This is a genomic window from Paenibacillus sp. EB106-06-01-XG199 (assembly GCF_058791575.1).
In genome coordinates, this window is record NZ_JBYTDQ010000002.1 from 430,787 (window position 1) to 454,115 (window position 23,329).

The 23,329-nt window shown below is 52.5% G+C and carries 23 protein-coding genes, 1 pseudogene and 1 riboswitch; of the genes and pseudogenes, 11 read left to right on the forward strand and 13 right to left on the reverse strand.

What is annotated here, in order from left to right; all coding sequences use genetic code 11:
* Positions 1-71: 71 nt before the first annotated feature.
* Positions 72-542 (reverse strand): Fur family transcriptional regulator, encoded by a 471-nt coding sequence (locus AC3WT9_RS07850; protein ID WP_341092578.1) that lies wholly within the window; start codon positions 540-542, stop codon positions 72-74.
* A gap of 212 nt (positions 543-754) precedes the next feature.
* Between AC3WT9_RS07850 and AC3WT9_RS07855 the strand changes: the two genes are divergently transcribed.
* The 3 genes from AC3WT9_RS07855 to AC3WT9_RS07865 all read left to right on the forward strand — a co-directional run bounded on the left by AC3WT9_RS07855 (position 755) and on the right by AC3WT9_RS07865 (position 3,073).
* The gene (locus tag AC3WT9_RS07855; protein ID WP_341097653.1) at positions 755-1,627 is read left to right on the forward strand and encodes an AraC family transcriptional regulator; all 873 of its coding nucleotides are present in this window, start codon (positions 755-757) and stop codon (positions 1,625-1,627) included.
* A 79-nt stretch (positions 1,628-1,706) separates the two neighbouring features.
* Positions 1,707-2,282 (forward strand): hypothetical protein, encoded by a 576-nt coding sequence (locus tag AC3WT9_RS07860; protein WP_341092577.1) that lies wholly within the window; start codon positions 1,707-1,709, stop codon positions 2,280-2,282.
* A gap of 116 nt (positions 2,283-2,398) precedes the next feature.
* Complete coding sequence (locus tag AC3WT9_RS07865; protein ID WP_341378367.1) at positions 2,399-3,073, forward strand: S-layer homology domain-containing protein; 675 nt, start codon at positions 2,399-2,401, stop codon at positions 3,071-3,073.
* Between the two features lie 125 nt (positions 3,074-3,198).
* Here AC3WT9_RS07865 and AC3WT9_RS07870 read toward each other — a convergent pair whose 3' ends face one another.
* From AC3WT9_RS07870 to AC3WT9_RS07880, 3 genes are read right to left on the reverse strand one after another with little or no spacing between them, the layout of a single operon-like run.
* The gene (locus tag AC3WT9_RS07870; RefSeq protein ID WP_341092575.1) at positions 3,199-3,951 is read right to left on the reverse strand and encodes an amino acid ABC transporter ATP-binding protein; all 753 of its coding nucleotides are present in this window, start codon (positions 3,949-3,951) and stop codon (positions 3,199-3,201) included.
* A 12-nt stretch (positions 3,952-3,963) separates the two neighbouring features.
* A complete protein-coding gene (locus AC3WT9_RS07875; RefSeq protein WP_341092574.1) occupies positions 3,964-4,632 on the reverse strand; it encodes an amino acid ABC transporter permease in 669 nt (222 codons plus the stop codon).
* Positions 4,633-4,686: 54 nt separating this feature from the next.
* Positions 4,687-5,520 (reverse strand): amino acid ABC transporter substrate-binding protein, encoded by an 834-nt coding sequence (locus AC3WT9_RS07880; RefSeq protein ID WP_341378366.1) that lies wholly within the window; start codon positions 5,518-5,520, stop codon positions 4,687-4,689.
* Positions 5,521-5,668: 148 nt separating this feature from the next.
* A riboswitch (TPP riboswitch) is annotated at positions 5,669-5,772 on the forward strand.
* 151 nt (positions 5,773-5,923) lie between these two features.
* Here AC3WT9_RS07880 and AC3WT9_RS07885 point away from each other — a divergent pair.
* The 6 genes from AC3WT9_RS07885 (at position 5,924) to thiE (ending at position 10,923) form a co-directional block, all read left to right on the forward strand.
* The gene (locus AC3WT9_RS07885; protein WP_341092572.1) at positions 5,924-6,688 is read left to right on the forward strand and encodes an ABC transporter ATP-binding protein; all 765 of its coding nucleotides are present in this window, start codon (positions 5,924-5,926) and stop codon (positions 6,686-6,688) included.
* Entirely contained in the window at positions 6,669-7,445 is a 777-nt protein-coding gene (locus AC3WT9_RS07890; RefSeq protein ID WP_341092571.1) for an ABC transporter permease, read from the forward strand. The genes AC3WT9_RS07885 and AC3WT9_RS07890 overlap by 20 nt, the downstream gene beginning before the upstream one ends.
* Entirely contained in the window at positions 7,442-8,503 is a 1,062-nt protein-coding gene (locus tag AC3WT9_RS07895; protein ID WP_341378365.1) for an ABC transporter substrate-binding protein, read from the forward strand. The genes AC3WT9_RS07890 and AC3WT9_RS07895 overlap by 4 nt, the downstream gene beginning before the upstream one ends.
* A gap of 119 nt (positions 8,504-8,622) precedes the next feature.
* Entirely contained in the window at positions 8,623-9,420 is a 798-nt protein-coding gene (thiM, locus tag AC3WT9_RS07900; protein WP_341092569.1) for a hydroxyethylthiazole kinase, read from the forward strand.
* A gap of 25 nt (positions 9,421-9,445) precedes the next feature.
* Positions 9,446-10,267, forward strand: a complete 822-nt coding sequence (gene thiD / locus AC3WT9_RS07905) for a bifunctional hydroxymethylpyrimidine kinase/phosphomethylpyrimidine kinase (protein ID WP_341092568.1) — start codon at positions 9,446-9,448, stop codon at positions 10,265-10,267.
* Entirely contained in the window at positions 10,264-10,923 is a 660-nt protein-coding gene (gene thiE / locus AC3WT9_RS07910) for a thiamine phosphate synthase (protein ID WP_341092567.1), read from the forward strand. Before thiD ends, thiE begins: the two co-directional genes overlap by 4 nt.
* 71 nt (positions 10,924-10,994) lie before the next feature.
* Here thiE and AC3WT9_RS07915 read toward each other — a convergent pair whose 3' ends face one another.
* Complete coding sequence (locus AC3WT9_RS07915) at positions 10,995-11,540, reverse strand: GNAT family N-acetyltransferase (RefSeq protein ID WP_341092564.1); 546 nt, start codon at positions 11,538-11,540, stop codon at positions 10,995-10,997.
* Positions 11,541-11,667: 127 nt separating this feature from the next.
* Here AC3WT9_RS07915 and AC3WT9_RS07920 point away from each other — a divergent pair, with 127 nt between their 5' ends.
* Complete coding sequence (locus AC3WT9_RS07920; RefSeq protein ID WP_341092563.1) at positions 11,668-12,123, forward strand: MarR family winged helix-turn-helix transcriptional regulator; 456 nt, start codon at positions 11,668-11,670, stop codon at positions 12,121-12,123.
* Between the two features lie 33 nt (positions 12,124-12,156).
* Positions 12,157-13,989 (forward strand): ABC transporter ATP-binding protein, encoded by a 1,833-nt coding sequence (locus AC3WT9_RS07925; protein ID WP_341378363.1) that lies wholly within the window; start codon positions 12,157-12,159, stop codon positions 13,987-13,989.
* A 180-nt stretch (positions 13,990-14,169) separates the two neighbouring features.
* Here the strand turns inward: AC3WT9_RS07925 and AC3WT9_RS07930 are convergent, their stop codons facing one another.
* The 8 genes and pseudogenes from AC3WT9_RS07930 to AC3WT9_RS07965 all read right to left on the reverse strand — a co-directional run bounded on the left by AC3WT9_RS07930 (position 14,170) and on the right by AC3WT9_RS07965 (position 23,322).
* Positions 14,170-14,865, reverse strand: a complete 696-nt coding sequence (locus AC3WT9_RS07930) for a pseudouridine synthase (RefSeq protein ID WP_341378362.1) — start codon at positions 14,863-14,865, stop codon at positions 14,170-14,172.
* Between the two features lie 96 nt (positions 14,866-14,961).
* Positions 14,962-15,141 carry a DUF3934 domain-containing protein gene (locus AC3WT9_RS07935; protein ID WP_341097652.1) on the reverse strand — a complete coding sequence of 60 codons (180 nt, stop codon included), beginning with the start codon at positions 15,139-15,141 and terminating at the stop codon, positions 14,962-14,964.
* A 147-nt stretch (positions 15,142-15,288) separates the two neighbouring features.
* On the reverse strand, positions 15,289-16,374 hold the full coding sequence (asd, locus tag AC3WT9_RS07940) for an aspartate-semialdehyde dehydrogenase (RefSeq protein ID WP_341378361.1): 1,086 nt from the start codon (positions 16,372-16,374) through the stop codon (positions 15,289-15,291).
* A gap of 111 nt (positions 16,375-16,485) precedes the next feature.
* Positions 16,486-16,716, reverse strand: a pseudogene (locus tag AC3WT9_RS07945) (dienelactone hydrolase family protein); the annotation flags it as partial.
* A gap of 86 nt (positions 16,717-16,802) precedes the next feature.
* The gene (locus AC3WT9_RS07950) at positions 16,803-18,014 is read right to left on the reverse strand and encodes a VWA domain-containing protein (RefSeq protein WP_341092558.1); all 1,212 of its coding nucleotides are present in this window, start codon (positions 18,012-18,014) and stop codon (positions 16,803-16,805) included.
* A complete protein-coding gene (locus AC3WT9_RS07955; protein WP_445935386.1) occupies positions 18,015-20,357 on the reverse strand; it encodes a DUF5682 family protein in 2,343 nt (780 codons plus the stop codon).
* Positions 20,357-21,460, reverse strand: a complete 1,104-nt coding sequence (locus AC3WT9_RS07960; RefSeq protein WP_076111361.1) for an AAA family ATPase — start codon at positions 21,458-21,460, stop codon at positions 20,357-20,359. Before AC3WT9_RS07960 ends, AC3WT9_RS07955 begins: the two co-directional genes overlap by 1 nt.
* A gap of 23 nt (positions 21,461-21,483) precedes the next feature.
* Positions 21,484-23,322, reverse strand: a complete 1,839-nt coding sequence (locus tag AC3WT9_RS07965) for a HEAT repeat domain-containing protein (RefSeq protein ID WP_341092554.1) — start codon at positions 23,320-23,322, stop codon at positions 21,484-21,486.
* Positions 23,323-23,329 lie beyond the last annotated feature (7 nt).

The following is a 23,329-nucleotide window of genomic DNA, read 5'->3' on the forward strand; positions in this document are numbered from 1 at the left end:
TGATACACCTAAAGACGCAGGCTGCCAGAGCTCTGCGTCTTTTTTAAGCCCAATATAAATCTTCAGAAACCTTAGGATACCGCCTGTTTTTGCTTGTCCACCTTGCAGCCGTTCTGCTTGCATGTCTTGTAAGTGCCTTTGAAATCGAGCCTGTGATCGGTGACTTTAAATCCGTACTCCACTTCCAGCCGTCTTTCCAGCTCCAGCAGCCAGTCCTCCTTGATTTCTTCCAGCCTTCCGCACACATTGCAGATCAGATGATGATGCATGTGGGCATGATCATCCCGCAGATCATAACGGGCCACGCCATCGCCAAAGTTCATCTTTTCTACAATATGCAGCTCACATAGCAGCTCCAAGGTCCGGTATACCGTTGCCAGCCCCAAATGAGGATAACTGGTTTTCACACGCATGTAGACCTCTTCCACACTTAAATGCTCTTCCTCATTATCAAGCAGCACCTTCACGATAGCCTCACGCTGGGGCGTCAATTTATAGTTTTGCGCAGCAAACTGTTGGCTGATATTCGCAATTGGGTTCATGGCTTCTCCCGCCTTTCCGCAAGAATTTCCTTATATCTTGAACTTATAATTAGTAATCGTTACGATATAAGCATAACAAAATTGACCATAAATGAAAAGTCTATGACATGATTATAACATCACCCGCTGAATTTCCGCACAATGAATCAAAAAACATTTCAACATATCCCGCATAATTAAAGCTGTAATCAACGCGCAAAGGAATGACGCCGATGGACTATTACTTCAGAATCCAGCAGTCGCTCGACTACATTGAAGAACATTTGCAGGAGGAACTGCGGATTGCAGAGATTGCCGCCCGGGCTTATTTCTCGGCATTTCATTTCCAGCGGATGTTCCTGGCAATCTCCGGCTTCACTGTCAACGAGTACATCCGCAAACGAAGATTGTCCGAGGCGGCTAACCGCCTGCGTGGAAGCAACGAAAGCGTACTGCAAATCGCCCTGTGTTTTCAGTACCAGTCCCAGGAAGCGTTTACCCGTGCTTTTCAAAGCTTTACCGGCCTGACGCCTGGTAAATACCGCAAAACTGCAGACGTTATCCAAGGACAGCCTGTCATCAATTTTCTGGAACTCCAAAAAACAACCAAAGGAGATGTACACGAAATGGACAAACCAACACTGATCCACTGGGAAGGAACGAAGATTATCGGCGTAGAGTACAAAACGAATCTAAATGAAGACGCGCATTACAAGGATATTCCCGGATTCTATGAGGACTTTGGAAGAAACGGGCGGTTCATGGCTATTCCGGAAAAACAGTCACCGGGGATGTCCTATGGCATCGCCTGCCACTATCAGGATAACGGAGACTTCTCATTTATCATCGGTGAAGCGGTAGCGGATACAGCGGAAGTTCCAGCAGAAGCTTATGTCCAGTTCGATATCCCGGCAGGAAACTATGCCATGTTCAAGGCCCATGGCCCAGCCGGGTTGAGCCAGTCAACCCGAGACTATATCTACGGAACCTGGCTGCCGAACACCAATTATGAACGGCGGGAGGGGCCCGACTTTGAAATTACGGATGTGTTGAACTCAACGTATCCCGATTATATGCGAATAACTATTTATATTCCTGTAGACTAAACATCTGCCCAATCCGAAATAGGCCCGGCTTCCATATCTTATATAATGGGATTATTTTATGGATATGAGGAGGGACCGGATGGCAAATATAATCGCACCTACAGCAAGACCCCTTGTGACTGGCTCCATTCTGCGCAAAGTTGCTGCGGCCATGCTGCCGTTCTACCGGAAGATAGCCGGAAGCGGCAGCTTTGCCGCGAAATGGTCCAGCGCCATCGTTAACGCAGACCTTAGTCTTATGGGCAAACTGCTCGCAAAGATTCCTACTCTCGCTTCTGTAGAAAATTACGGCACAAACGGCATCGGCTACTTTATCTCCTTCCCCTTTCCGCTGCCGGTATCCTTCTATACAAACGGGACGACTATCCCGCCGGGAACCGTACAATTTACTTTTAATGCAAGGATGCACCGCAGGATTGCCTCAGCTGTTCTCCCGTTTTACCGGAAGCTGGCCAGAAGCCGCAGCTACGCCGAAAGCTTTGCCGCTGCAATCCGGCGCAACGACAGGACCGCCGTTAACAAGCTGGTTCGCAGATTCGTTAAGGCAAGTTCACTGAAATCCGTCACGATAGAGGAGTATGGTGCCGCTCTATTGTTCAAGAGCAGCCTCAGCAAGTATCCTTACCGAAACCTGATGTTTCAGGAAGTGATGTAGAAAACGCAGACATAGCCATTTATAATTAATTTGTTCTGCAACTTTCTCCTCAACAATAACGTCAAAGGAGTTGATAATGGCCAAGCGGCCTACCCTACTATAGAGGTGGAATCTACATGAAACTGAAAAAAAGCGCTTTTGCAGTGATAACAACCGTATCACTTCTCTCCTTCTCACTGGGAGGACAGATGTTTGCTGCTGGCGGCAGCTTTAAAGATATTGACAATGTAGCCGGAAAGTCCAAGATCAACTCCCTGAAGGAACAAGGTCTCATTAAAGGCATCTCCGATACCCAGTTTCTGCCCGGTGCCAAAGTGACCACAGCACAAGGCGTGCAGTTTATCACTGGTGGGCTGCAACTCAGTCTGGCTGCCATTGATTTCAACAAGGCCCCTCTGGCCAGCGCTATATTCTCCAAGGTAAAAGACAAAGCCTGGTATGCGGAAGCTTTCGTCAACGCCCATTACAACCAGGTTGATATTCCTGCAGATATCGATCCTTCCAAGCTATTTACTAAGGAGATGTTCACCAACCTGCTCGTTCAGGGCGTGGAGAAGGTTGGCAATCTGCCACTGATCAACATTGTTCCTGCAGATATTGCTGACGAAGCTGCACTGGAGCCTTCCTACCAAGGCAGCATACAGCGTTCACTGAAATACAAGATCAACACGCTTGATGCAAATGGCAAGTTTAATCCGAAAAGTGAGCTTACCCGGGCCGAAGCGGCTATTATGCTGTACAATGCGCTGGAGTATCTGAATTCAGTCAATAATGCATCCACGCAGAACTAAATACTATTAACCGCGTCTCAGGCGCTCCCCTGCGCATCATGAGATGAACTAAATACAAGCAAAGGCAGTCCGTGTCCCCCCTGGACTGCCTTTGCTTGTTCCACGCAGCTTGGATACACTGCGACTCATAAAACCTCACCGCTCAGCCGGTTCAGAAACTGCAGAGCTCGCGGATTCTCCGTCTGCTCCAGTACCTGCTGCGGAGTTCCCTGTTCCAGGATCACACCGTTGTCCATCAGGATGATCCGGTCGGCCACATCGGCGGCAAACTTCATCTCATGGGTGACGATTACCATTGTCATGCCTTCAGCCGCAAGCTGTTTGATAACCTTCAGCACCTCGCCCACCAGCTCAGGGTCCAGCGCTGAAGTCGGCTCATCGAACAGCAGCACTTCGGGATCGACCGCCATCGCCCGGGCAATGGCCACACGCTGCTGCTGGCCGCCGGACAGCTGATGGGGATAAGCATCCGCTTTATCACTGAGGCCTACCTTGGCTAGCAGTTCTATTCCCCGCTTCCTGGCTTCCTCCTTGCTGCGTTTCTGTACAGTAACCTGCGCCTCCATTACATTGCCAAGCGCAGTCATATGCGGAAACAGGTTGTAGGACTGAAAAACCATCCCTGTTTTTTGACGGATGGCCATCAGTGTCTTATGAGGAATTTTCCTGTTTTGCGTAAATTCCAGGCTTAATTCCCCCAGCGACAGGCTACCCTGATCCGGTATTTCCAGCAGATTAAAACAGCGAAGGAGCGTTGTTTTGCCGGAGCCGGAGGGCCCGATAATCACCAGAACCTTGCCATGCTCCATGCTGAGCTCGATACCTTTTAACACCTGTAGCGAACCGAAGAATTTGTGCAGGCCGCGAATTTCAATCAAGTGATTTCCTCCTTATCTCGCCGAATAACGGTCAAACCGCTGTTCCAGGGCATTTTGCAGCGCGGACAGCACGGAGCAGAACAGCAGGTAGAATAATGCAGCCTCACTATAGAGCAGCAGCGGTTCGTAGGTGGTCGCCGTGATCTGCTGCGCTGTTTTGAACATCTCTACATACGTAATGCTTGCTGCCAGGGAGGTATCCTTTACGAGACTGATAAAAGAGTTCGACAAGGGCGGAACCGATACACGCGCCGCTTGAGGCAGAATAATCCGCCGCAGTGCCTGCCCCCGGCTCATTCCGACGGAAAAGGCAGCTTCCCATTGGCCTTTATGTATGGACAGGATGGCTGCCCGGACAATTTCCGAAGAATAGGCTCCAACACTGAGTGTAAAACCGATTACAGCGGCTATAAAAGGATCCAGCACAATCCCTGCCGCCGGAAGTCCATAAAAGATAATAAAGAGCTGCACCAGCAGCGGTGTCCCGCGGATTACCCAAACGTAGAACCGGGCGATCAGCTTCGGGATTCTCCATGAGGAGAGACGGAACAGCGCGGTAAAAACAGCTAGCAGCAATCCAAGAGCGAAGGAAACAAGCGCCAGCGGAAGGGTATAAGCCACCCCCGCTTTAAACAGGGGCAGCAGTGAATCCATGAAAATTCCAATTTTCCGGTCATCCATCGTTCAGACATCCTTTTTGGACACTCGGCTGCATCTTCGCACCAGTTCCATTTGTTATTTGGACACATCCGCCCCAAAGTAATTCTCCGATATTTTCAGATAGGTTCCATCGCTCTTCATTTCAGCCAGCGCATCGCTGACAGCATTAACCAGCTCTTCGTTTCCTTTGAGGAAAACTGCCGCACTCTGCGATCCCTCGGCCGTTTCATCCACCTGCTTGATCTTCGCATCGGGTTTTTGCTTCTTTAAGTCAAGATAGGACAAACCGTCATTTACAGTCGCATCAATCCGGCCCGAGGTCAGCAGGTCTATGGCCTGGTTGAAGCCATCCACAGCGACGATCTCCGCACCGTTCTCCCGGGCGATATCGGACAGGTTACTGGTCAGCGATTGACCTGCCTTCTTGCCTTTAAGGTCCGCGAAGGCTGTAATATCCTTGTTATCCTCGCGCACGATCAGCACACCCTTGGAGACGATATACGGCTCAGAGAAATCATATTTCACCTTGCGTTCATCCGTGATCGAAACCTCGTTGAATATCGTATCAAAACGTTTGGCATCCATGCCGGCAAACAGGCCATCCCATTGGGTCTCTACAAATTCGGGTTCCACCCCCAGCCGTTTCGTAATCTCCTTGGCAATCTCCACATCAAAACCGGTAAGCTTGCCCTCTGCATCATGAAAAGTAAACGGAGCATATGTCCCTTCCGTACCAATACGCAGCTTGCCACTCGCTTTAACAGCTTCCAGTGAGTTCTCCCCGGCCGGAGCCGCCGCTCCTTCTGTGGGCGCGGCAGTAGCCGCAGGCGCTGTATTGTTATTATTGCCGCATGCCCCTGCCGCAAGCAGGGTTAGCAGCAGCAGGATAGTCAGACTAAGCTTCTTCATCACATGATCCCCTTTCAAAATCCCTATATTTTCACTGCATGGACACTTGCTTATCTTGCCCAAAAGTACTGCCGCTTCATCAATTTTTTTACATCTTCAGTCCGGATATGGTATATTAATTAGCAATTGCAAATTCAATATTGACCTGTTATTTCACTAGGGGAGTCGGCCGACTGAGACGGAGCTTTAAGCTCCGGACCCTTGGAACCTGATCTGGATCATACCAGCGGAGGGAAGTGGAGCAGAATTGTTCAGCGGAGCCGCACTAAGCTAACTGACTGTGACGTTCAGACCCATTTATTTCCTCCGGAAATGAATGGGTCTTTCTTGTGTTTGCTGTTGCCGCCGATCAGACAAGTATCGTCAAACAAACTACGCCCGTAGGAGGTTTCCACATTCCAATATGCTCACTATAACCAACCTGGCTTATTCGTTTGCAGCGACTAGGAATCCGGTATTCTCCGGTCTTTCAATGACCGTCCGCCAAGGCGAATTCATTTCCGTTGTTGGAGCCAGCGGCTGCGGGAAAAGCACACTGTTCAAAATCATTGCCGGCCTGCTAGAGCCATCCGGGGGTGAAATAACCGTACATGGACGCTGCTCTCCTTCGACACGCCCGCGGCTTGGACAGATCGCTTATATGCCGCAGCAGGATCTGCTGCTGCCTTGGAGGACCGTGCTGGACAATTGCCTGCTTCCCTGGGAGCTGAAGCAGGACTCCAGCCGGCATGAGGCACTCGCCCGGATCCGCGGAATGCTGGACCGCTTTGGCCTTTCCGGCAAGGAAAATGCTTATCCGCAGGAGCTGTCCGGCGGGATGCGCCAGCGGGTCGCCCTGCTGCGCACACTAGCTGCAGGCAACGAACTGCTGCTGCTTGACGAGCCGTTTGGAGCGCTGGACGCGATCACCAAACGGGAGATGCACCGCTGGCTGCTGGAGCTGTGGGGCGGGCTCGATAAGTCCGTTCTGTTCATCACTCATGATCTTGAAGAAGCACTGCTGCTCAGCGACCGGATTTATTTGATGACCGGCGGCTCTGGCGGCGGACTGCAGGAGCTGATCGTCACTTTGCCAAGACCCAGACATTACAAAATGAATTATGAACCGCAGTTTGTTGCCCTGCGGGAGGATTTGGAGCGTAGATTGCATGAGAGCTCTATGGTATAAGAAACAGCTGCGGACTTATGGCCCCTTTCTACTGCTTGTGGGGCTGCTTATTGCGGCATGGGAGATCACAGCACAGCTGAACATGATCCCTTCATTTATTCTCCCGGCGCCAAGTGCAATCTGGACAGCGCTGATTGAAAAGCGGGGGCTGCTGTTCGGAGAGCATTTACCCGCCACGTTGCAGGAGACACTGACCGGGTTTGCCCTCTCGGTTGTTTGCGGAACACTGCTGGGTACCGGCATGCATATGTTCGCTCCGCTCGCCAAAGCACTTTATCCCATGCTGATTATCAGCCAGACCATTCCGCTGATCGCGCTCTCACCTATTTTTATTATGTGGTTCGGCTATACCCTGTGGGGCAAGGTTGCTGTCGTCTTTCTGACTGCCTTTTTCCCGGTTGTGGTAGCCGTCTATGACGGCCTGCGGCAAAGCGGCAGCCTGTACAGAGACCTGCTCCTGACGCTTGGGGCAAACCGCTGGCAGATTCTGCGCAAGACACAAATTCCGCTGGCGCTGCCCTCCTTTTTCTCCGGACTTAAGCTGTCCATCGTCTACTGTGTGATCGGAGCGACGATCGGGGAATGGCTGGGCGGCAGCCGGGGGCTTGGTTATTTCAGCCGCCGGATGGCCGGCAATCTGCAAAGTGCAGAAATGTTCGCCGCCGTTTTGCTGCTGTCCGCTTTGGGTGTAGCCTTGTTTCTCAGTATCGCTGTGCTCGAAAAACTCATTTTGCAGAAAAGAGGATTTTACCGATGACCCATCCTAAGCTGTATCGCAATCATTCCACACATAAGAAAATACACCGCCTTATTCCATACTTCTTCTTGTTATTGTGCCTGCTTACCCTCTTAAGCGGCTGCACCAGCGCAAAAGACCCGGATACCTCCGCCGCTTCTTCAGAGAATTCCAGCGACAAACCACACAAGCTGACTATAATGCTCGACTGGTATCCGAACGCTGTTCATTCCTTCCTGTATGCTGCTCAGCAGAATGGCTATTTTGCCGAAGAAGGGCTTGAGGTGGACATTCAAATGCCGGCGGACAGCAATGATGCTTTGAAGCTTGTCGCCGCAGGCAAAGTCGATCTGGCTCTCAGCTACCAACCACAGGTACTAATGGCGCGGGGTGAAGGAATACCTGTAAAATCTGTCGCAGCGCTCGTAAGGCATCCGCTCAATCATCTTCTGGTCCCCGCAGAGAGCGGGATAACCGGCCCGAAAGAGCTCACAGGCAAAAATGCCGGATACTCCTCCATTCCCTTGTATGAAGCGATGCTCCGGACAATGGTCAAATACGACGGAGGCGATCCAGCTTCACTGAACCTGATTGATGTTGGATTCGATCTTATTCCTGCCCTTTCTACCGGACGCGCAGACGGCATTATCGGCGGATTTATAAATCATGAGGCATTGATATTGGAAAAAGAAGGACACCCCGTCACTTCATTCGATCCGACGGACTACGGAGTACCGGACTATTATGAGCTTGTGCTTGTTGCCAGTGAACAGGGCTTGTTGGATTCTGAGGAGGACTACCGGAGGTTCATGAATGCGGCACGCAAAGGACAGCAATTCGTACAGGAACAGCCTCAGCAGGCACTTGAAATATTGTTTGCACACGAAGACGCTACCGCCCCGCTCGACCAAGCAATCGAGAGAAAAAGTCTGGAAATCCTTCTGCCGCTGATGGATGCAGGAAAACTGCCTTTTGGACAGCAGGAGGAGAAATCCTGGGAGAACGTGCACACGTGGCTGTCCGAGAACGGACTGTTGACCGGAGAAATGGACAGCAAGGAAGCTTTTATTAATCTGTAGGAGCTATATTCTAAGGGCCGAAGTTTAGAGATTCATGTATGGGGACTTTTGTAGGGGACATATATCGTGGACCATTCGTTACGGGAACTAATCCAGAGGTACTTTGAGGAGGACTACTAATGAGTTATTTAGCTAAATTACGTGAAGTCAATCCGCTGGTGCACAACATCACCAACATTGTGGTGGCCAACTTTACCGCCAACGGGCTGCTGGCCCTGGGGGCTTCACCCTTCATGGCTGATGCCCATGAGGAGGTGGCGGACATCGCCGCGATGTCGGGAGCTGTCGTGCTTAACATCGGCACGCTGAACGAGCATGCCATCACCTCGATGGTGCTGGCCGGGCAAGCGGCTGGGCGCCATAAGGTACCGCTGGTGCTGGACCCGGTTGGAGCCGGTGCTACCGCCTACCGCACCGAGGTCACGCATAAGCTGGTCCAGCAGCTGCACATTACCGCCCTGCGCGGCAATGTTGCTGAGGTAGCCCATGTTGCCGGGGAAAGCTGGGCCATCAAGGGCGTTGATGCCGGTGCGGGCGATGGCGATGTCATCGCTTTGGCGAATAAAGCAGCTCGAAAGCTGGAATGTGTGGTCATCATTACCGGGAAAGATGACATAATTACCGACGGTATCAGCACCTACGTCGTCAGCAACGGTGATCCCATCCTGACCAAAGTCACCGGTACGGGCTGCTTGCTCAGCGCCGTAGTCGGAGCTTTTCTGGCGGTCAGCGGCGGGTCATGGCTGGAAGCGGCTGCCGAGGCGCTCTCCTTCTATGGTGTCGCGGCCGAGCTCGCAGCCGAACGGACAGCTCTTAAAGGCCCCGGCGCCTTCCAAATTGAATTCCTCAACCAGCTGTCCCTGGTCACACCGGACACCTACAAGGAGAGATCACGGGTACAGCTGCTCACACTATAATTCTTGCGGCAAAGGAGTGGACTACATGACAAAAGTATTCAAAGCGCTGACAATCGCCGGCTCCGACAGCGGCGGCGGCGCAGGCATCCAGGCCGATCTGAAAACATTCCAGGAGCTTGGCGTGTACGGCATGTCGGCACTTACCGCTGTGACTGCACAGAACACTCTCGGAGTACAGGGCGTATACCCGCTCGGAGCAGAAGCTGTCACTGCACAGCTTGACTCGGTCGGAAGTGATCTGCAGCCGGATGCGGTCAAGACCGGCATGCTTTTTAGCGGTGAAATCATCCGCGCCGTTGCCGGGAAGGTACACCAGTATGGCTGGGATAAGCTGGTGGTTGACCCGGTTATGATCGCCAAAGGCGGCTCACCGCTGCTGCAGCAGGAAGCCGTGCAGGCGCTGATTACCGAATTGCTGCCGCTCTCACTGGTGGCAACACCTAATATACCGGAAGCGGAAAGTTTGACCGGGATGAAGATTTCCGGCTTGGCGGACCGTGAACAGGCAGCGGTGCTCATCCATTCCATGGGCGCCCGCGTTGTTGTTCTAAAGGGCGGCCATGATGACGGAACGACAGGAGTTCTCGATCTGTTGTATGACGGAAACGAGTTTATCTATCTGGAAAGCCCGCGCATCTCCACGCGGCATACCCATGGAACGGGCTGTACCTTCTCGGCGGCAGCGGCGGCCGGATTGGCACAGGGCAACACCGTTAAGGAAGCAATCCATACCGCGAAAGCTTTTATCCAGGCGGCCATCGAAGACAGTCTTGGCATTGGTGCAGGGCATGGGCCGACAAATCATTTTGCTTATGGCAACAGAAGAATGCGGGGAAATGTGAGATGAAGAGAATCGACAGCGAAGACATGCGGAAGGTCCTAAAGTTGTACTTTATAATGGGCAGTGTCAACTGCCGGATTTCACCAGCTGACACATTGACACAGGCCATTGAAGGCGGAATTACGCTGTTTCAGTTCCGGGAAAAAGGCCACGGGGCGCTGAACGGAACAGCAGCATTCAACCTGGCCAAACAACTTCAGCAGATATGCCGCGAGCATCGTGTCCCCTTCATCGTGAACGATGATATTGAGCTGGCAATCGCGCTTGATGCCGACGGTGTCCATGTCGGACAAGAGGATGAGCCGGCCCGCTCCATCCGTCAGCGGCTCGGCGATCACAAGATTATCGGCGTCTCCGCCCATACACAGCCTGAAGCCCGGCAGGCCATCGCCGATGGTGCAGACTACCTCGGAGTTGGCCCGGTCTATCCGACCTCCTCCAAAGACGATGCCGAGGCCGTGCAAGGCACCCGGGTCATTGAAGAGCTGCGGCGCTGCGGCCTTACCATCCCGCTGGTCGGCATTGGCGGAATTACGCCGGGTAATGCCCAGCCGGTTATCGGAGCCGGAGCCGATGGAGTATCCGTCATCTCAGCCATTGCCCGGGCGGATGACATTAGCGCAGCTGCAAAAAATTTGTTGCAGATTATCCGGTATACATGACTTCAGAGCTGCCCATTATAAAAAAACGCAGAGACCGTAACAGACGGTCCTGCGTTTTTTATTGGGGATACTTATAGCTTAAACCTTCCCATAACTATCGTGTTATAGTAGTTGCCGTCAGAAAGAATCCGGTCCTTCGTGATGACCCCTTCGATTTCAAATCCGAACCTTTTATACAGCTGCACAGCTTTTTCGTTTGTTTCCAATACATACAATACGATCTTAGTGATTCCGTTCGCGTCTGCCCAAGCCAGCGACTGTTCCAAAAGATGTTTACCGATGCCAAACCCCCAATACTCCCGCGCTGTACAGATTCCGAATTCCACTTTATGCGAGAATCTTGTAAGATGATTCCCCTCACATCTCGAAAATGCCACAATTTTGCCCTCAGCTTCCGCCACTAAAAATAAGTTTCTGTCATCTTCCGTATCCCGGGCGATCAATTGTTCAAAGCCGGAAGTGTCGATAACTCCCTCACCCTGAACTCTGTCCATGTTTTCGGTTTCTCCATCAATCTGCAGCCTTAATTGCGATAAATTCGCTGCATCTGCTGGGTCGGCGGATCTGATGATGTAGCTTAAGCCTTTTACTTCAAAACCTTTTTGGTCAATATTCATGCTTTACTCCTTTATACAATGGTAGGTAAATTATAGCATTTACATCCCGCTGTTTCAGGTGTATTATTAGTTTACTTTGTAAACTGTTCACAAACGTAACTATATTCAGTGAAGGGGGTCCGCACAAATGATCGATCCGCAGCAGACGAGTGAGGTTTATCATTCCTTTTTCGCGGTGTCCCGGCAGCTCAAGAAGCTTGCACACCAAAGTGCAGCAAAGCTGGGGCTGACGGTGCATCAGATCGGCATCCTGAACTCCATTCAAGACAACCCGGGCCAAACACAGAAGGAAGTTACTGAACGGCTGGTTTTTGCCAAGAGCCGGGTAAGCACTCACATTGATGCTCTGGCAGAGAAAAATTTGGTCACCCGGGTCATTTCGGAACAGGACCGCAGAGAAACCAAACTACATATTACTCCTGCCGGAGAAGAGCTGTGCAAGCGGTACAACGAGGAGGCTTTTTCCTATAAAGTACTGGGATCGGCACTGGAGCAGTTTTCCGGGGAAGAGATTGAAACCCTCCTGCGGATGAACAGACAACTGCTCGGCAAGCTGGCGCAGGCACAGGAGCAAGAGACTTAATAACAAAATTCCATACAAAGCTGGTGATGTGTAATGTCAAGAGGTTTTGGTGCAGCAGGATTTGTTGGCGGGCCTGGGCATGGCAAGCTAAAATTTGATGATGATGAGCTGCATCCGAAGATTTCCAAGCAGCTTCTGCTGCGGATTTCCAAGTATTTTCTTCCCTACTGGAAGCAAACGCTGCTGGTTATGATCGTTTTATGTGTTTCTGCAGTTCTGGGGCTATTGCCGCCCATCCTGATCCAGCATATTATCGACCAGGCGCTGCCGGACAAAAATCTGCATCTGCTGTTGTTGCTGGTTCTGGCTTCATTAGGCGCAACCGTTGTCTCGGGACTGCTGGGAGTGCTGCAAAATTATTTGAATTCTTTTATATCACAAAATATCGTCCATGATATGAAAAACCAGATGTATAGTCATCTCCAGCGGATGCCGCTGCAATTCTATTCCAGTGTCAAACAGGGGGAAGTCATCACCCGGATGACTAGCGATATCTCGGGAATTCAAGGTGTGTTCAGCAACACGATTGTTAATTTTGCCAGTAATTTATTTATTCTTGCCACCACTGCGGTGACGCTCTTTATTATGAATTGGAAGCTGGCGCTGCTTGGAATATTTGTTATTCCTCTATTCATATTGCCTACCCGTAAAATGGGCAATTTGAGCTGGAAGCTGGCTAAAAAAACACAGGAGAAATTCTCCGAACAGAATGAAGTCATTGAGGAAACGTTAAGTATCAGCGGCTATTTGTTAATGAAGCTGTTCACCAAAGAAGAAGCGGAATATTCAAATTTTAAAACGATTAATGCAGAAGCTACACACCTGCAAATCCGCCAATCAATGGCCGGGCGCTGGTTCATGATGGTCCTCTCCACTTTTACCAGCATTGGACCGCTGCTGATCTACTTGTATGGCGGATATCTGTTCATCCAAGGTGAGCTAACAGTCGGAACGATCATCACTTTTGTCGCCTTACTCGGCAGACTGTACGGGCCGGTCTTGCAAATGACGAATTTGTATGTCGATATTAAACGCTCCGCGGCGCTTTTTGAGCGGATCTTTGATTATTTTGACATGGACCCACAGATTGTCGATTCTCCGCTTGCCCTGCACATCAACGCTTCCGGGAAGGACATCGAATTCCGTGACGTAAACTTCGCTTATCTGCAGGATAAACCGGCGCTCCGCCATATTTCCTTCACGGCTGCTGCCGGAACCCTAACCGCCCTCGTCGGGCCCAGCGGGGCCGGCAAAACAACGATCACGAACCTCATCCCGCGCCTCTACGAGCTTGATTCCGGTGCGATCACCATCGGCGGCAAGGATATCCGCGATTTCACACTGGACTCGCTTCGCTCCCAGATTGGCCTGGTGACGCAGGATACCTATCTGTTCAACGGAACGATCAAGGAAAATTTGCTGTACGCAAATCCAGAGGCCAGCGAAGCAGAGATCATGGATGCCTGCAGATCCGCTTATATTCATGATTTTATTATGGAATTGCCTGAAGGTTATGATACGGTTGTGGGTAACCGGGGCATCAAACTGTCCGGCGGTGAAAAGCAGCGAATCTCCATTGCCCGGGTGCTGCTCAAGAATCCGCCGATTATCATCATGGATGAGGCCACCTCCTCGCTCGATACGGTGTCGGAATACTATATCCAGCAGGCCATGCATGTGCTGCTCCTGAACAAGACCAGCCTCGTTATCGCTCATCGGCTGTCCACGATTATGGCTGCTGATACGATTCTGGTGGTTAAGGCCGGTGCGATCGTCGAAGAAGGCACACATGACTCGCTGCTGAAGAATGACGGGGTCTACAGGGATTTGTATAACAAGCAATTTGAACCGAAGATACTGTCGTGAGGATCCATGATACAAGTGGATACGGCTTCGCGTCCTCAAACGGACGGTAACTGTTTCAGCGAGAAATAGAAGGTTAATTTATAGCGTGAAGCGTATAAATGCTTATAAATATAAGAATCCGCACAGCCCGCTGAGAGTAGCGTTCTGATGCGGATTATTTTGGCTGCATTCAGCTGTTGCTTATCTATTCAACCGGGAAAAAAGCTCCTCCCGCTCTTCCTCGCCCAAATGTCTCCAATGTCCCCGTTCCAGTCCGATCAGACTAATATTCATAATTCGTATCCGCTCCAGTCTAAGCACTCTGTAGCCCAGCTCTTTGCACATGCGGCGAATTTGCAGGTTCAGCCCTTGGGTCAAAATGATTCCGAACTCATATTCACTAACCGCATAGGTCACGCAAGGTTTGGTCACCGTACCCAGAATCGCGACACCGGAGGACATGTCCTGCAGGAAGGTTTCACTCACCGGCTTATCCACAGTTACCCTGTATTCCTTCTCATGTCCATTCTCCGAACGCATCATCGTATTCACGATTTCTCCGTCATTGGTCATCAGGATCAGACCTTCAGAATATTTGTCCAGTCGGCCAACAGCAAAGATCCGTGAGGGATAGCCGACAAAATCTATAATATTGCCCTCCACCTGCCGCGCAGCGGTACAAGTGATCCCAACAGGCTTATTGAGTGCCAGATATACGGGTTTCTCCTTGCTGGGGGTTACGGTCTGTCCGTCAATCGCTACAACATCCCCCGGCTCTACGGTGGTACCCGGTTCACAAACCTCTCCGTTGACAGAAATCCGCCCGGCGGTGATCATCCGGTTCGTCTCTCTGCGCGAATAAAGCCCCGTTTCGCTGATATACTTATTAATTCTCATACTGCTCCCGCTTCCGTCCCGGAAATGAAAAACATCTGATTTCAGCGTACAAAATCAGATGCTTCAGTTCACATAATCTATGAGCACTACGCTCTGTTATTTGCTGCGACCGGATGGAGTTCCCCCGCTGCTCTTGGCAGATGCATTTCCTTTGCTTCCTTGGCTGCCGGGAGCTACGCCTTTCGGTTTCACCGGCTTTGCCGTTTTGTTCCAGCGCGTCCAGCCCTTACTGCCTGTTCCTCTGCCTGTGCCGCCGCCTTTGCTTTTTGCCACAATATCACTCCGTCAGTATTCAGTTTTCGCCTTGCATTTCTCTATCTTACCATTACTATAGGCAATGTGTCAGGAAAATACACAAACAACCCGCCGGTACGAGTCCGGCGGGTTGTTATTCAGCGGAAGAAATTCGGTAATTAAGGCGGTTTATTTCGGCTGAATATAACCTTCAGCCTTCAGCAGCTCGGCAATCAGCACGGCTCCTCCGGCAGCGCCTCTCACAGTGTTGTGAGACAGGCCGACGAATTTATAGTCGTACAGCGAATCCTCGCGGAGTCTGCCGGCAGAAATACCCATGCCGTTCTCGATATCTCTGTCGAGCTGAGTCTGAGGACGGTTTTCCTCTTCGAAATAGGTGATGAATTGTTTGGGTGCGCTTGGCAGTTCCAGTTCCTGCGGACGTCCTTTGTAGCTATTCCAGCGTTCAAGAATTTCTTCCTTGGACGGCTTCTGCTCAAAGGAAGCAAATACTGCAGCCATATGGCCGTCAGCAACAGGCACACGGATACATTGTGAAGTGATCACTGGCTGCTCGCTTTTGACAATCCCTCCGTCAGTAACGGTTCCCCAGATCCGCAGCGGCTCCAGCTCACTCTTCTCTTCTTCGCCGCCGATGAACGGAATCACGTTATCCACCATATCCGGCCAATCGGCAAACGTTTTGCCAGCGCCGGAAATTGCCTGATAAGTTGTTACGACAACCTTCGAAGGCTTGAACTCGTTTAATGCATGGAGAATGGGCATGTAGCTCTGAATCGAGCAGTTCGGTTTCACGGCAATGAACCCGGTTTCCGTACCCAGACGTTTGCGCTGCTGTGCAATGACCTCAAGATGCTCCGGGTTGATTTCCGGAATCACCATTGGAACATCCGGAGTCCAGCGGTGCGCAGAGTTGTTAGAGATTACCGGCGTACCGGTACGCGCATAAGCTTCTTCCAGCGCTTTGATCTCTTCCTTCTTCATATCCACGGCGCAGAAGATCAAATCCACATCCGCAGCCACTTCCTCTACCTTGGAAGCATCCTGTACCATGATGCTCTTCACTGCTTCAGGCATAGGTGTAGACAGCTTCCATCTGCCTTTGACCGATTGTTCATACGTTTTGCCTGCTGAATTCGCACTGGCCGCAATAGCTGTCACCTGAAACCAGGGGTGATTCTCAAGGAGTGCAATAAACCGTTGACCCACCATGCCAGTACCGCCGACGATACCCGCTCTTAACTTACTTGACATAAGAAATTCATTTCCTTTCAAGCAGCTCCTATTGATAGGTGCTTTTTAATAACCGATTATAAATGATATACGCAGCTTACACAATATGTGAACGAAAAGTAAGTATTTCCTTTAATAAATATAGCCCAATTCATCCAGGAATTTCACGATCTCCTGAAGAGTCCGCTGGTACGGAATATTATCATAATTACCATAATTAAAGAATCCATGACCTAGCCCTTCAAACCGAACCAGACGTGAGTCATTGCCGGCTTTTCTCATGGCATCTACGAATTCCTCCACGGTTGCATAAGGAATATTCTCGTCCTGTGTTCCATGAAAGAAAAGACTTGGAGGCAAGAGTCGGGAATTTGAACAGTTTCGTCACCTTCCGGTACACCGATATTGACTCAGTTTCAACTAACAGTTGCCCCCAAACTGCTCTAGGATTATGAAGCTCCCAGACGTTTGGCCAGCTCGCCCAAATCCTGCCCCTTCAGTGCGCCTTCTACCAGTGCCGGCAGCAGCGCAGGTGTGCAGGCAAAACACGGGGTTCCATCCCGTGACAGCTGCGCCGCCAGACGTTCATCATAGGAAGGTTTCCCTTCATCCGACAGAGCCAGCAGGGTCATCGTCCGGACTCCCGCCTCGCGCAGCTCGCGCATCCGCCGCACCAGCCCGGCCTGATTGCCGTTCTCATACAGATCCGAGACGATGATAAAGAGTGTCTTCTTAGGCTCTTCAATGAACTGCTCACAGTACTTCACCGATTTATGGATATCCGTGCCGCCGCCCAGCTGAATGCCGAATAGCATGTCTACGGGATCATTGGCGCATTGTTCAGTAAGATCGACAACCTCTGTATCAAAAGCTACTACACGGGTGTTAAGCGCCGGGATGCTGGCGAAGATCGAGCCAATGACCGAAGCCCAGATAATGGAGTCGGCCATGGAACCGCTCTGGTCAATGTCAACAATTACCGTCCACTCTTTGCTGCGGCGCGCCCGGTCAAAATAATAAAACCGCTCGGGGATAATGATCCGTCGTTCTGTGTCATAATGTTTCAGGTTCCGCTGTATGGTCAGCTTCCAGTCCAGCCCGCTGAGCGATGGCAGAGGAGAGTGCTGCCGCTTATTCAAAGCCCCTGTCACTGCCCGGCGGATATCCGTCTCCAGCAGCTTGACCAGTTCGTCGACCAGCGCCTGAACCAGCATTCTTGCTGTGTCTTTGGTCTTCTCCGGGATCTTGCCCTTTAGCGATAAAAGGGTACCAATCAGCTTGATATCCGGCTTCACGGCAGCCAGCAGCTCCGGCTCGAACAGCAGCTGCTTCCAGCCCTTACGCTCCATCGCATCGCTCTGAATAATCGAAACTACATCTTCCGGGAAAAAATTGCGCACATCCCCGAGCCATTTCGAGAGGTGGACTGCGCTCCGCCCCGTTCCGGCACCTTTGCCCTTAGCGGTGCCGGCATTCCCGGAGCTGCTCCCGGCACCGGTCTCATCATAGATGGCGGCAAGCGCTGCATCCATAATCAATTCCTCTTCTGTCAGCGCAAGCCGGCCGCCTTCGCCATAGCCTGACAACGCTTCTTCCGCTTCCTGACCCAGAATCAGCCGCCAGCGGGATACCGTATTCTCCTGCCTGTTCTCCGCCGTCATCTAAAAGTCACCGAAGTCAAAATCATTCAGCTCATCCAGCATTTTGGCCTCTTCCTCCTTCAGCTCCCCGGTGAGAATCTCTGCGGCCTGCTCCACATTCACACCCCACAGCTCGCCCAGCAGCTCGGAAATCATCGTCTTCTCCCGTGGAGAGAAGGTGCTGAATGCCCGGCGCAGAAAGACGAGTGCACGCTTGAATTCATCATCCGCAAGAGCATTGATATAGTTGTTCAGCTGTTCCCACAGGCTCATGCGCGACAGCAGTCCGTACCGGTTGCGCATGGAGAGCCCTTCAAACCAGCCGGCTCCAAGATCGGCGGGTATCCCCGGAGATAATCTGCGCGATACTTCCGCTGCAACTTCCTCCGCAGAAATTGCAGCCCGCTCCATCAGAATGGCGCAGGCGAAGCCGGACAGCCGCGGATTGCGGTCATCCCGCTCCGCTAATTGCTGCAGCTCCTGCAGCCATAAACCTTCATCCAGCGTTTCGCCATGCTCAAGTGAAATTCCGTTCAGCTCATTGATGGCAGTCAGCATGCTGCCGGCCGCTTCGTCGTTGCAGCCGCTGGCATCCAGCAGGAACAGGCAGCCGCGCCGGAACAACTCCTCCATCAGCGGTACCAGCGGCGCGGTATCCACCTTGCGGATGTCACCAAAGCTGATAATCGTCGACAGCTCGCTGGCGGCCGCTGCGATGCCCACCACATCCCGGCTGAGGGCAGCCAGATTCTGCAGTACTCTGCTGGCCTCCTCCATCTGGGCAGTCATGCCGCACTGACAGGCAATACGGATGAGTGCCGAAGCTTCGGCGATAGAGCGGCATTCCTGCAGCCGTTCACGCAGCACATAGGCTCCGGCCACTTCCACCGTCTCTCCCAGCAGGGTGGATTCTACAACCTGTATCTCCACCTCCGGCGACCACTGGATCACCCAATGCTCAGCCCAGGTAGCTCCCTCCTGACCGCTTGGCCGGTTCTTGGCAAATGAAATGCCGAGCAGAGTGAGACGGTGGAACAGCACAGAACGGTGCAGGTCCAGATAGGCTGCCTCAACGCTTGACACCCTGCGGTTCTCCCTGAGATCGAGCGACAGTTCACTGGCTACCGTTGATTTGTATTTCTCCAGTTTATAACGCTTGAGCAGCCTGTTCAGATCATCCTGAATCGGAGTCTGACTGACCCCTTCGGCAAGGCTGCCAATGGCGGTGCCAACGTCTACTCTGGCCAGAGCTTCGGCTACAACCGACAGCTCACCGTGGCCGAGAAGCGTCTGTGCGGCATCGCGCAGATCCCGCAGCGTGGGTGCACTGCCGCCGTGCAGCGACGCCAGCGACTCCGCCAGCCGGACCGCTTCAATAACCTCTGCGGTTGAGCGGTGTGTGCCGGAGCCGCGCACACGGCGTGCCACCGAAGACAGGTACAGATGCGGCAGCTCCTCCGGCCGCCCGGCTGCCATGGCTTCCCACATCATTTGGAAATAATGGGGAGCCCCGTTCCCCGCGCCATAGCCGGACATCGTGGACAGCTTGTAATACGAATAAGGCATCAGCGTCAGCTTCGTACTGCGTGAAGGCAGCGCAGCCAGTTCTTCATCACTCATGCTCTCCGAAAGATCGGCTAGAGCCGAAGCATGGTAGGCACCACAGATGACAACGATCTTCTGCGGCTCATGCCCGGCGGCAATCATCTTCTTGATCTGCCGCCTCATATAAGACTCACGCAGCGCATTGTAGGCATATTCGGACGGCTGCTCCTGCAGCTCCTTCTCTTCCGCCAGTTCACGCATTTGTGCGGAGAAGGATAGGACCGCTGCACGGTATGCCCCGGCATTCGCATTATGCTCGTAATTCCGCTCCCAGTACATGTCATAATCATACTCGCCTGCCAGCCGGGCAATCCGGCTGTAGAGCGATTCTTCGTCCTGCATTTCTGCTGTAGAAGGTTCTTCGGCTTCAACAGCAGCGGGCTTAGCTTCCTGCCCGTTGCCCCGTTGCTGTCTCTTCATATCCTGCAAGCCTAGCGTTACCGAAGAAGGCAAGTCAATAAATAACGCCTCCGCTCCATTCTCCTTAGCCCACTTCATGCCCTGATATTCCGGGGAATAGACGGCAAAAGGCCAGAGAACGGTACGCACCGGCAGCTCATCGGTAAAGGCCAAAATCGCCACCGGGGGTTTCGTAACTTTATGTGTCAGATGGCGGATTTCATCGGAAGCATCGCTAGGCCCTTCGATCAGCACCGCTGTCGGCTGAAGCTGATCCAGGTATTCCAGCAGATGCTTTGCGCCGCCCGGTGACAGATGCCGCACCCCGAAAATATGCACTCCAGCTTCAGCAGCCTTAATCACTCGTTCATCTCCTTACAAGCCTGGTACAGGCCGCGCCACTCTGCTCCTTTTTTCTTCATCACATTGTCCAGGTATTCCTTCCAGACCAGCTTATCCTTGTCATCATCTTTGACAATTGCTCCCTGAAGTCCGGCGGCCAGATCATCGTCAGTCAGCTCTCCGCTACCGAAGCTTGCTGCCAGCGCCATACTGTTGGTCAGCAGAGAAATGGCTTCTGCCGTAGAGATAACCCCAGCCGGTGACTTCACCTTCTCCTTCTTGTCTAACGTCATGCCGCTGCGCAGCTCCCGGAAGATGGTAACCACCTTCAGCAGTGCCTCATCCGCCGGAACGGAAGCTTGCAGCTCATACGAAGAAGCAATTTCCGCAACCCGCTTCTTCACGATGGCCAGCTCCGTCTCAAGATCGGAAGGTGCCGGCAGCACAATAATATTGAACCGCCGTTTGAGTGCGGCGGACATTTCGTTGACTCCGCGGTCCCGCGTGTTGGCTGTGGCAATAATGGAGAAGCCCTTGCGGGCCCCCGCCTCCTTGCCCAGTTCCGGTACAGAGATCGTCTTCTCCGACAGAATGGAGATCAGTGCATCCTGCACCTCGGAAGCACAGCGGGAGATTTCCTCGAAGCGGGCGATTCCGCCGTCCTCCATGGCGCGCATGATCGGACTCTTGACCAGCGCTTCCGGAGTAGGACCGTTCGCCAGAAGCATCGCGTAATTCCAGGAATAACGCACATGCTCTTCACTGGTTCCGGCGGTCCCTTGTACAACAAGCCCAGAGTTGCCGTAGATCGCCGCCGCCAGATTCTCAGACAGCCAGGATTTGGCTGTTCCCGGCTCACCGATCAGAAGCAGCGCCCGGTCAGTGACCAGGGTGGCAACCGCCATTTCAATCAACCTTGAGTTGCCGATATATTTCGGTGTAATGATCGTTTTCCCGGCCTTGCCGCCAGTTATGAAGGTCAGCACCGCCCGGGGAGACATCTGCCAGCCGGCAGGAATCTTCCCTTTGTCCTCCTTGCGCAGCGCTTCCAGCTCCTCACGATATAATACCTCCGCAGGCAGCCGCATGTAATCCTGAAGCTGCTCTTGTCCCGTTGACATATACTCATCTCCCTCTAATGACTTTACTCTTGGCTCCGTAAATGGTTAAGCAAATACTCAAGCTGCTGTACGCATTCGTACCTGTATACCGGAACAATAGCTTCAATACGGCTGATATAGCTGACCGGGAAACGGAGCATCATTTGGAATACGTAATAATCAAAGATATAAGGATTATATAGCCGATCGTTCTCCAGCATAGACATCAGGAGCTCCTGGCGTTCCTCCTCTTGCAAATCCGCACGCTCCAGACCCATAAAGATATTCGTCATAAATTCTTGCATCCTGCGTTTCTTCTGCCCCTGGAGCTTCTCCAGGAGGTAGCTGCGGGCACGCTCATGCCCCGGCCGGGCAAAGGCGCATACCAGCTCCAGTGCGTCACGGTCAATGAACCAGTCCAGCCAGCGCGGGTCCCACTCTGCGGCAATTCTCTCCGCAGGCATCATCTCTCTTGAGTATTGGAGCCTGTCTCTGGAAGAACTCCAAGGTGTTTCGTAAGCCACCCGTTCCACATTCATAATCTGCCGCTCCAGCGTTTCCAGAATCTGCTGGTCACGCTGCACCGCCTCCTTCGAGACGATTGATTTCAACTTGTTCATCATCGTGCCGCCGAACTGGTTGTACAATTCCTCCGGGTTCAACTGCTGCTGAGCCGCACGGAAAACATTCGGCAGATAGCGCATGTTTTGTTTCGCCAGCCCCTTCAGCAGCTCCAGCGATTCCGCAGAATCCGACTTTTCTGTGTACCAGGCCGCCTGATCGATAAGCGGCAGCCAGCCAAACGAGACAAAACGGGTGTATTCTCCGATCACATAGCTGTATGCTTCATCGAGCTGCGGATTCCGCTCGCTATGGAGAGCGGTTAGATAGGGTTCTATCCCATTCCAGTATGTTTCCGACTTCTTCTTGTCCTCGTTATCCCGGGGAGCTTCACGCAGCTCCTCTATAAATCGAACCGACAGCTGGTATACAACCCCCGCAGAAGGCCACTTGGAGAGCGCCTCCGCCACCAGCGCCCGGTCCTTCTTCAGCGAAAATGCTTCCAGCAGACGTTCCCCGCCCTGCAGGGAACCGCCTGCGGCCAAAGCGGCAAACGCAGCTTCCCGGATGGTCTTCTTCTTGTCCGCCGTCCATTCCAGCAGTGCCGGGATATAGGCTTCATGCCCGGCAAGACATCCGATCGCCGCCACCCGGACATCGTCGCTGCCGCTCTCTGCGGCTGCGTAGATCTGCTCAAGCACGCCGGCTCCCCCTACTTTGCCAATCACCTGCAGCTTGCGGACCTCGCCTCTGCCGCCGGCCGGATTAAAGTGCTCCATCAAATAATCGGCGATAGCCGGGCCGTAAGACGGAAGTATCTCTGCCGCCGCAAACTCGGCAAGCTCCGCATACGGATCTTTCAAAGCGGCAATAGCCAGCGGAAGCAGGCGGATATCCTGAAATACGCCTTCCTTAAAAGCTTCGATTACGATCTCATATCTGCCGCTTCCCGTCGTGGTCAATGCCTGTCTCACAGCGGCCAGCCTGCGGTAAGGCAGCCGGGTCTCAGCCGGGAAATAAAACACCCGCAAGGGACCCGGAGTTCCGTCGGGTGCCGTAACCCCCTGGGTGTAGAGTACCGATTCCAGCAGCAGCGTCAGCTCCTGCAGCTTTGCAGCGGATACCGGTTCCGCTGTACTGCCGGGTTCTATCAGAGCCGTTATACCCTCACCCAGTCTCTTGAAGACTGGAGCACGCTCACCGAGTTGCTGAAACTGCGGAAGCAGACGCTTCAGCCGGAAATCTCCGGCTGCCAGATCACTTCCGGCGATATAAAGTCTTCTCACCTCTTGGTGAAGCTCTTGCAATAATGCTGTACTCATGGGCTGT

What these genes read in the sequence shown, in the direction of transcription:
- AC3WT9_RS07850 (WP_341092578.1), bottom strand. Translation starts at nt 542, where the DNA reads ATGAACCCAATTGCGAATATCAGCCAACAGTTTGCTGCGCAAAACTAT.
- AC3WT9_RS07855 (WP_341097653.1), top strand. Translation starts at nt 755, where the DNA reads ATGGACTATTACTTCAGAATCCAGCAGTCGCTCGACTACATTGAAGAA.
- AC3WT9_RS07860 (WP_341092577.1), top strand. Translation starts at nt 1,707, where the DNA reads ATGGCAAATATAATCGCACCTACAGCAAGACCCCTTGTGACTGGCTCC.
- AC3WT9_RS07865 (WP_341378367.1), top strand. Translation starts at nt 2,399, where the DNA reads ATGAAACTGAAAAAAAGCGCTTTTGCAGTGATAACAACCGTATCACTT.
- AC3WT9_RS07875 (WP_341092574.1), bottom strand. Translation starts at nt 4,632, where the DNA reads ATGGATGACCGGAAAATTGGAATTTTCATGGATTCACTGCTGCCCCTG.
- AC3WT9_RS07880 (WP_341378366.1), bottom strand. Translation starts at nt 5,520, where the DNA reads ATGAAGAAGCTTAGTCTGACTATCCTGCTGCTGCTAACCCTGCTTGCG.
- AC3WT9_RS07885 (WP_341092572.1), top strand. Translation starts at nt 5,924, where the DNA reads ATGCTCACTATAACCAACCTGGCTTATTCGTTTGCAGCGACTAGGAAT.
- AC3WT9_RS07890 (WP_341092571.1), top strand. Translation starts at nt 6,669, where the DNA reads ATGAGAGCTCTATGGTATAAGAAACAGCTGCGGACTTATGGCCCCTTT.
- AC3WT9_RS07895 (WP_341378365.1), top strand. Translation starts at nt 7,442, where the DNA reads ATGACCCATCCTAAGCTGTATCGCAATCATTCCACACATAAGAAAATA.
- thiM (WP_341092569.1), top strand. Translation starts at nt 8,623, where the DNA reads ATGAGTTATTTAGCTAAATTACGTGAAGTCAATCCGCTGGTGCACAAC.
- thiD (WP_341092568.1), top strand. Translation starts at nt 9,446, where the DNA reads ATGACAAAAGTATTCAAAGCGCTGACAATCGCCGGCTCCGACAGCGGC.
- thiE (WP_341092567.1), top strand. Translation starts at nt 10,264, where the DNA reads ATGAAGAGAATCGACAGCGAAGACATGCGGAAGGTCCTAAAGTTGTAC.
- AC3WT9_RS07915 (WP_341092564.1), bottom strand. Translation starts at nt 11,540, where the DNA reads ATGAATATTGACCAAAAAGGTTTTGAAGTAAAAGGCTTAAGCTACATC.
- AC3WT9_RS07920 (WP_341092563.1), top strand. Translation starts at nt 11,668, where the DNA reads ATGATCGATCCGCAGCAGACGAGTGAGGTTTATCATTCCTTTTTCGCG.
- AC3WT9_RS07925 (WP_341378363.1), top strand. Translation starts at nt 12,157, where the DNA reads ATGTCAAGAGGTTTTGGTGCAGCAGGATTTGTTGGCGGGCCTGGGCAT.
- AC3WT9_RS07930 (WP_341378362.1), bottom strand. Translation starts at nt 14,865, where the DNA reads ATGAGAATTAATAAGTATATCAGCGAAACGGGGCTTTATTCGCGCAGA.
- asd (WP_341378361.1), bottom strand. Translation starts at nt 16,374, where the DNA reads ATGTCAAGTAAGTTAAGAGCGGGTATCGTCGGCGGTACTGGCATGGTG.
- AC3WT9_RS07950 (WP_341092558.1), bottom strand. Translation starts at nt 18,014, where the DNA reads ATGACGGCGGAGAACAGGCAGGAGAATACGGTATCCCGCTGGCGGCTG.
- AC3WT9_RS07960 (WP_076111361.1), bottom strand. Translation starts at nt 21,460, where the DNA reads ATGTCAACGGGACAAGAGCAGCTTCAGGATTACATGCGGCTGCCTGCG.
- AC3WT9_RS07965 (WP_341092554.1), bottom strand. Translation starts at nt 23,322, where the DNA reads ATGAGTACAGCATTATTGCAAGAGCTTCACCAAGAGGTGAGAAGACTT.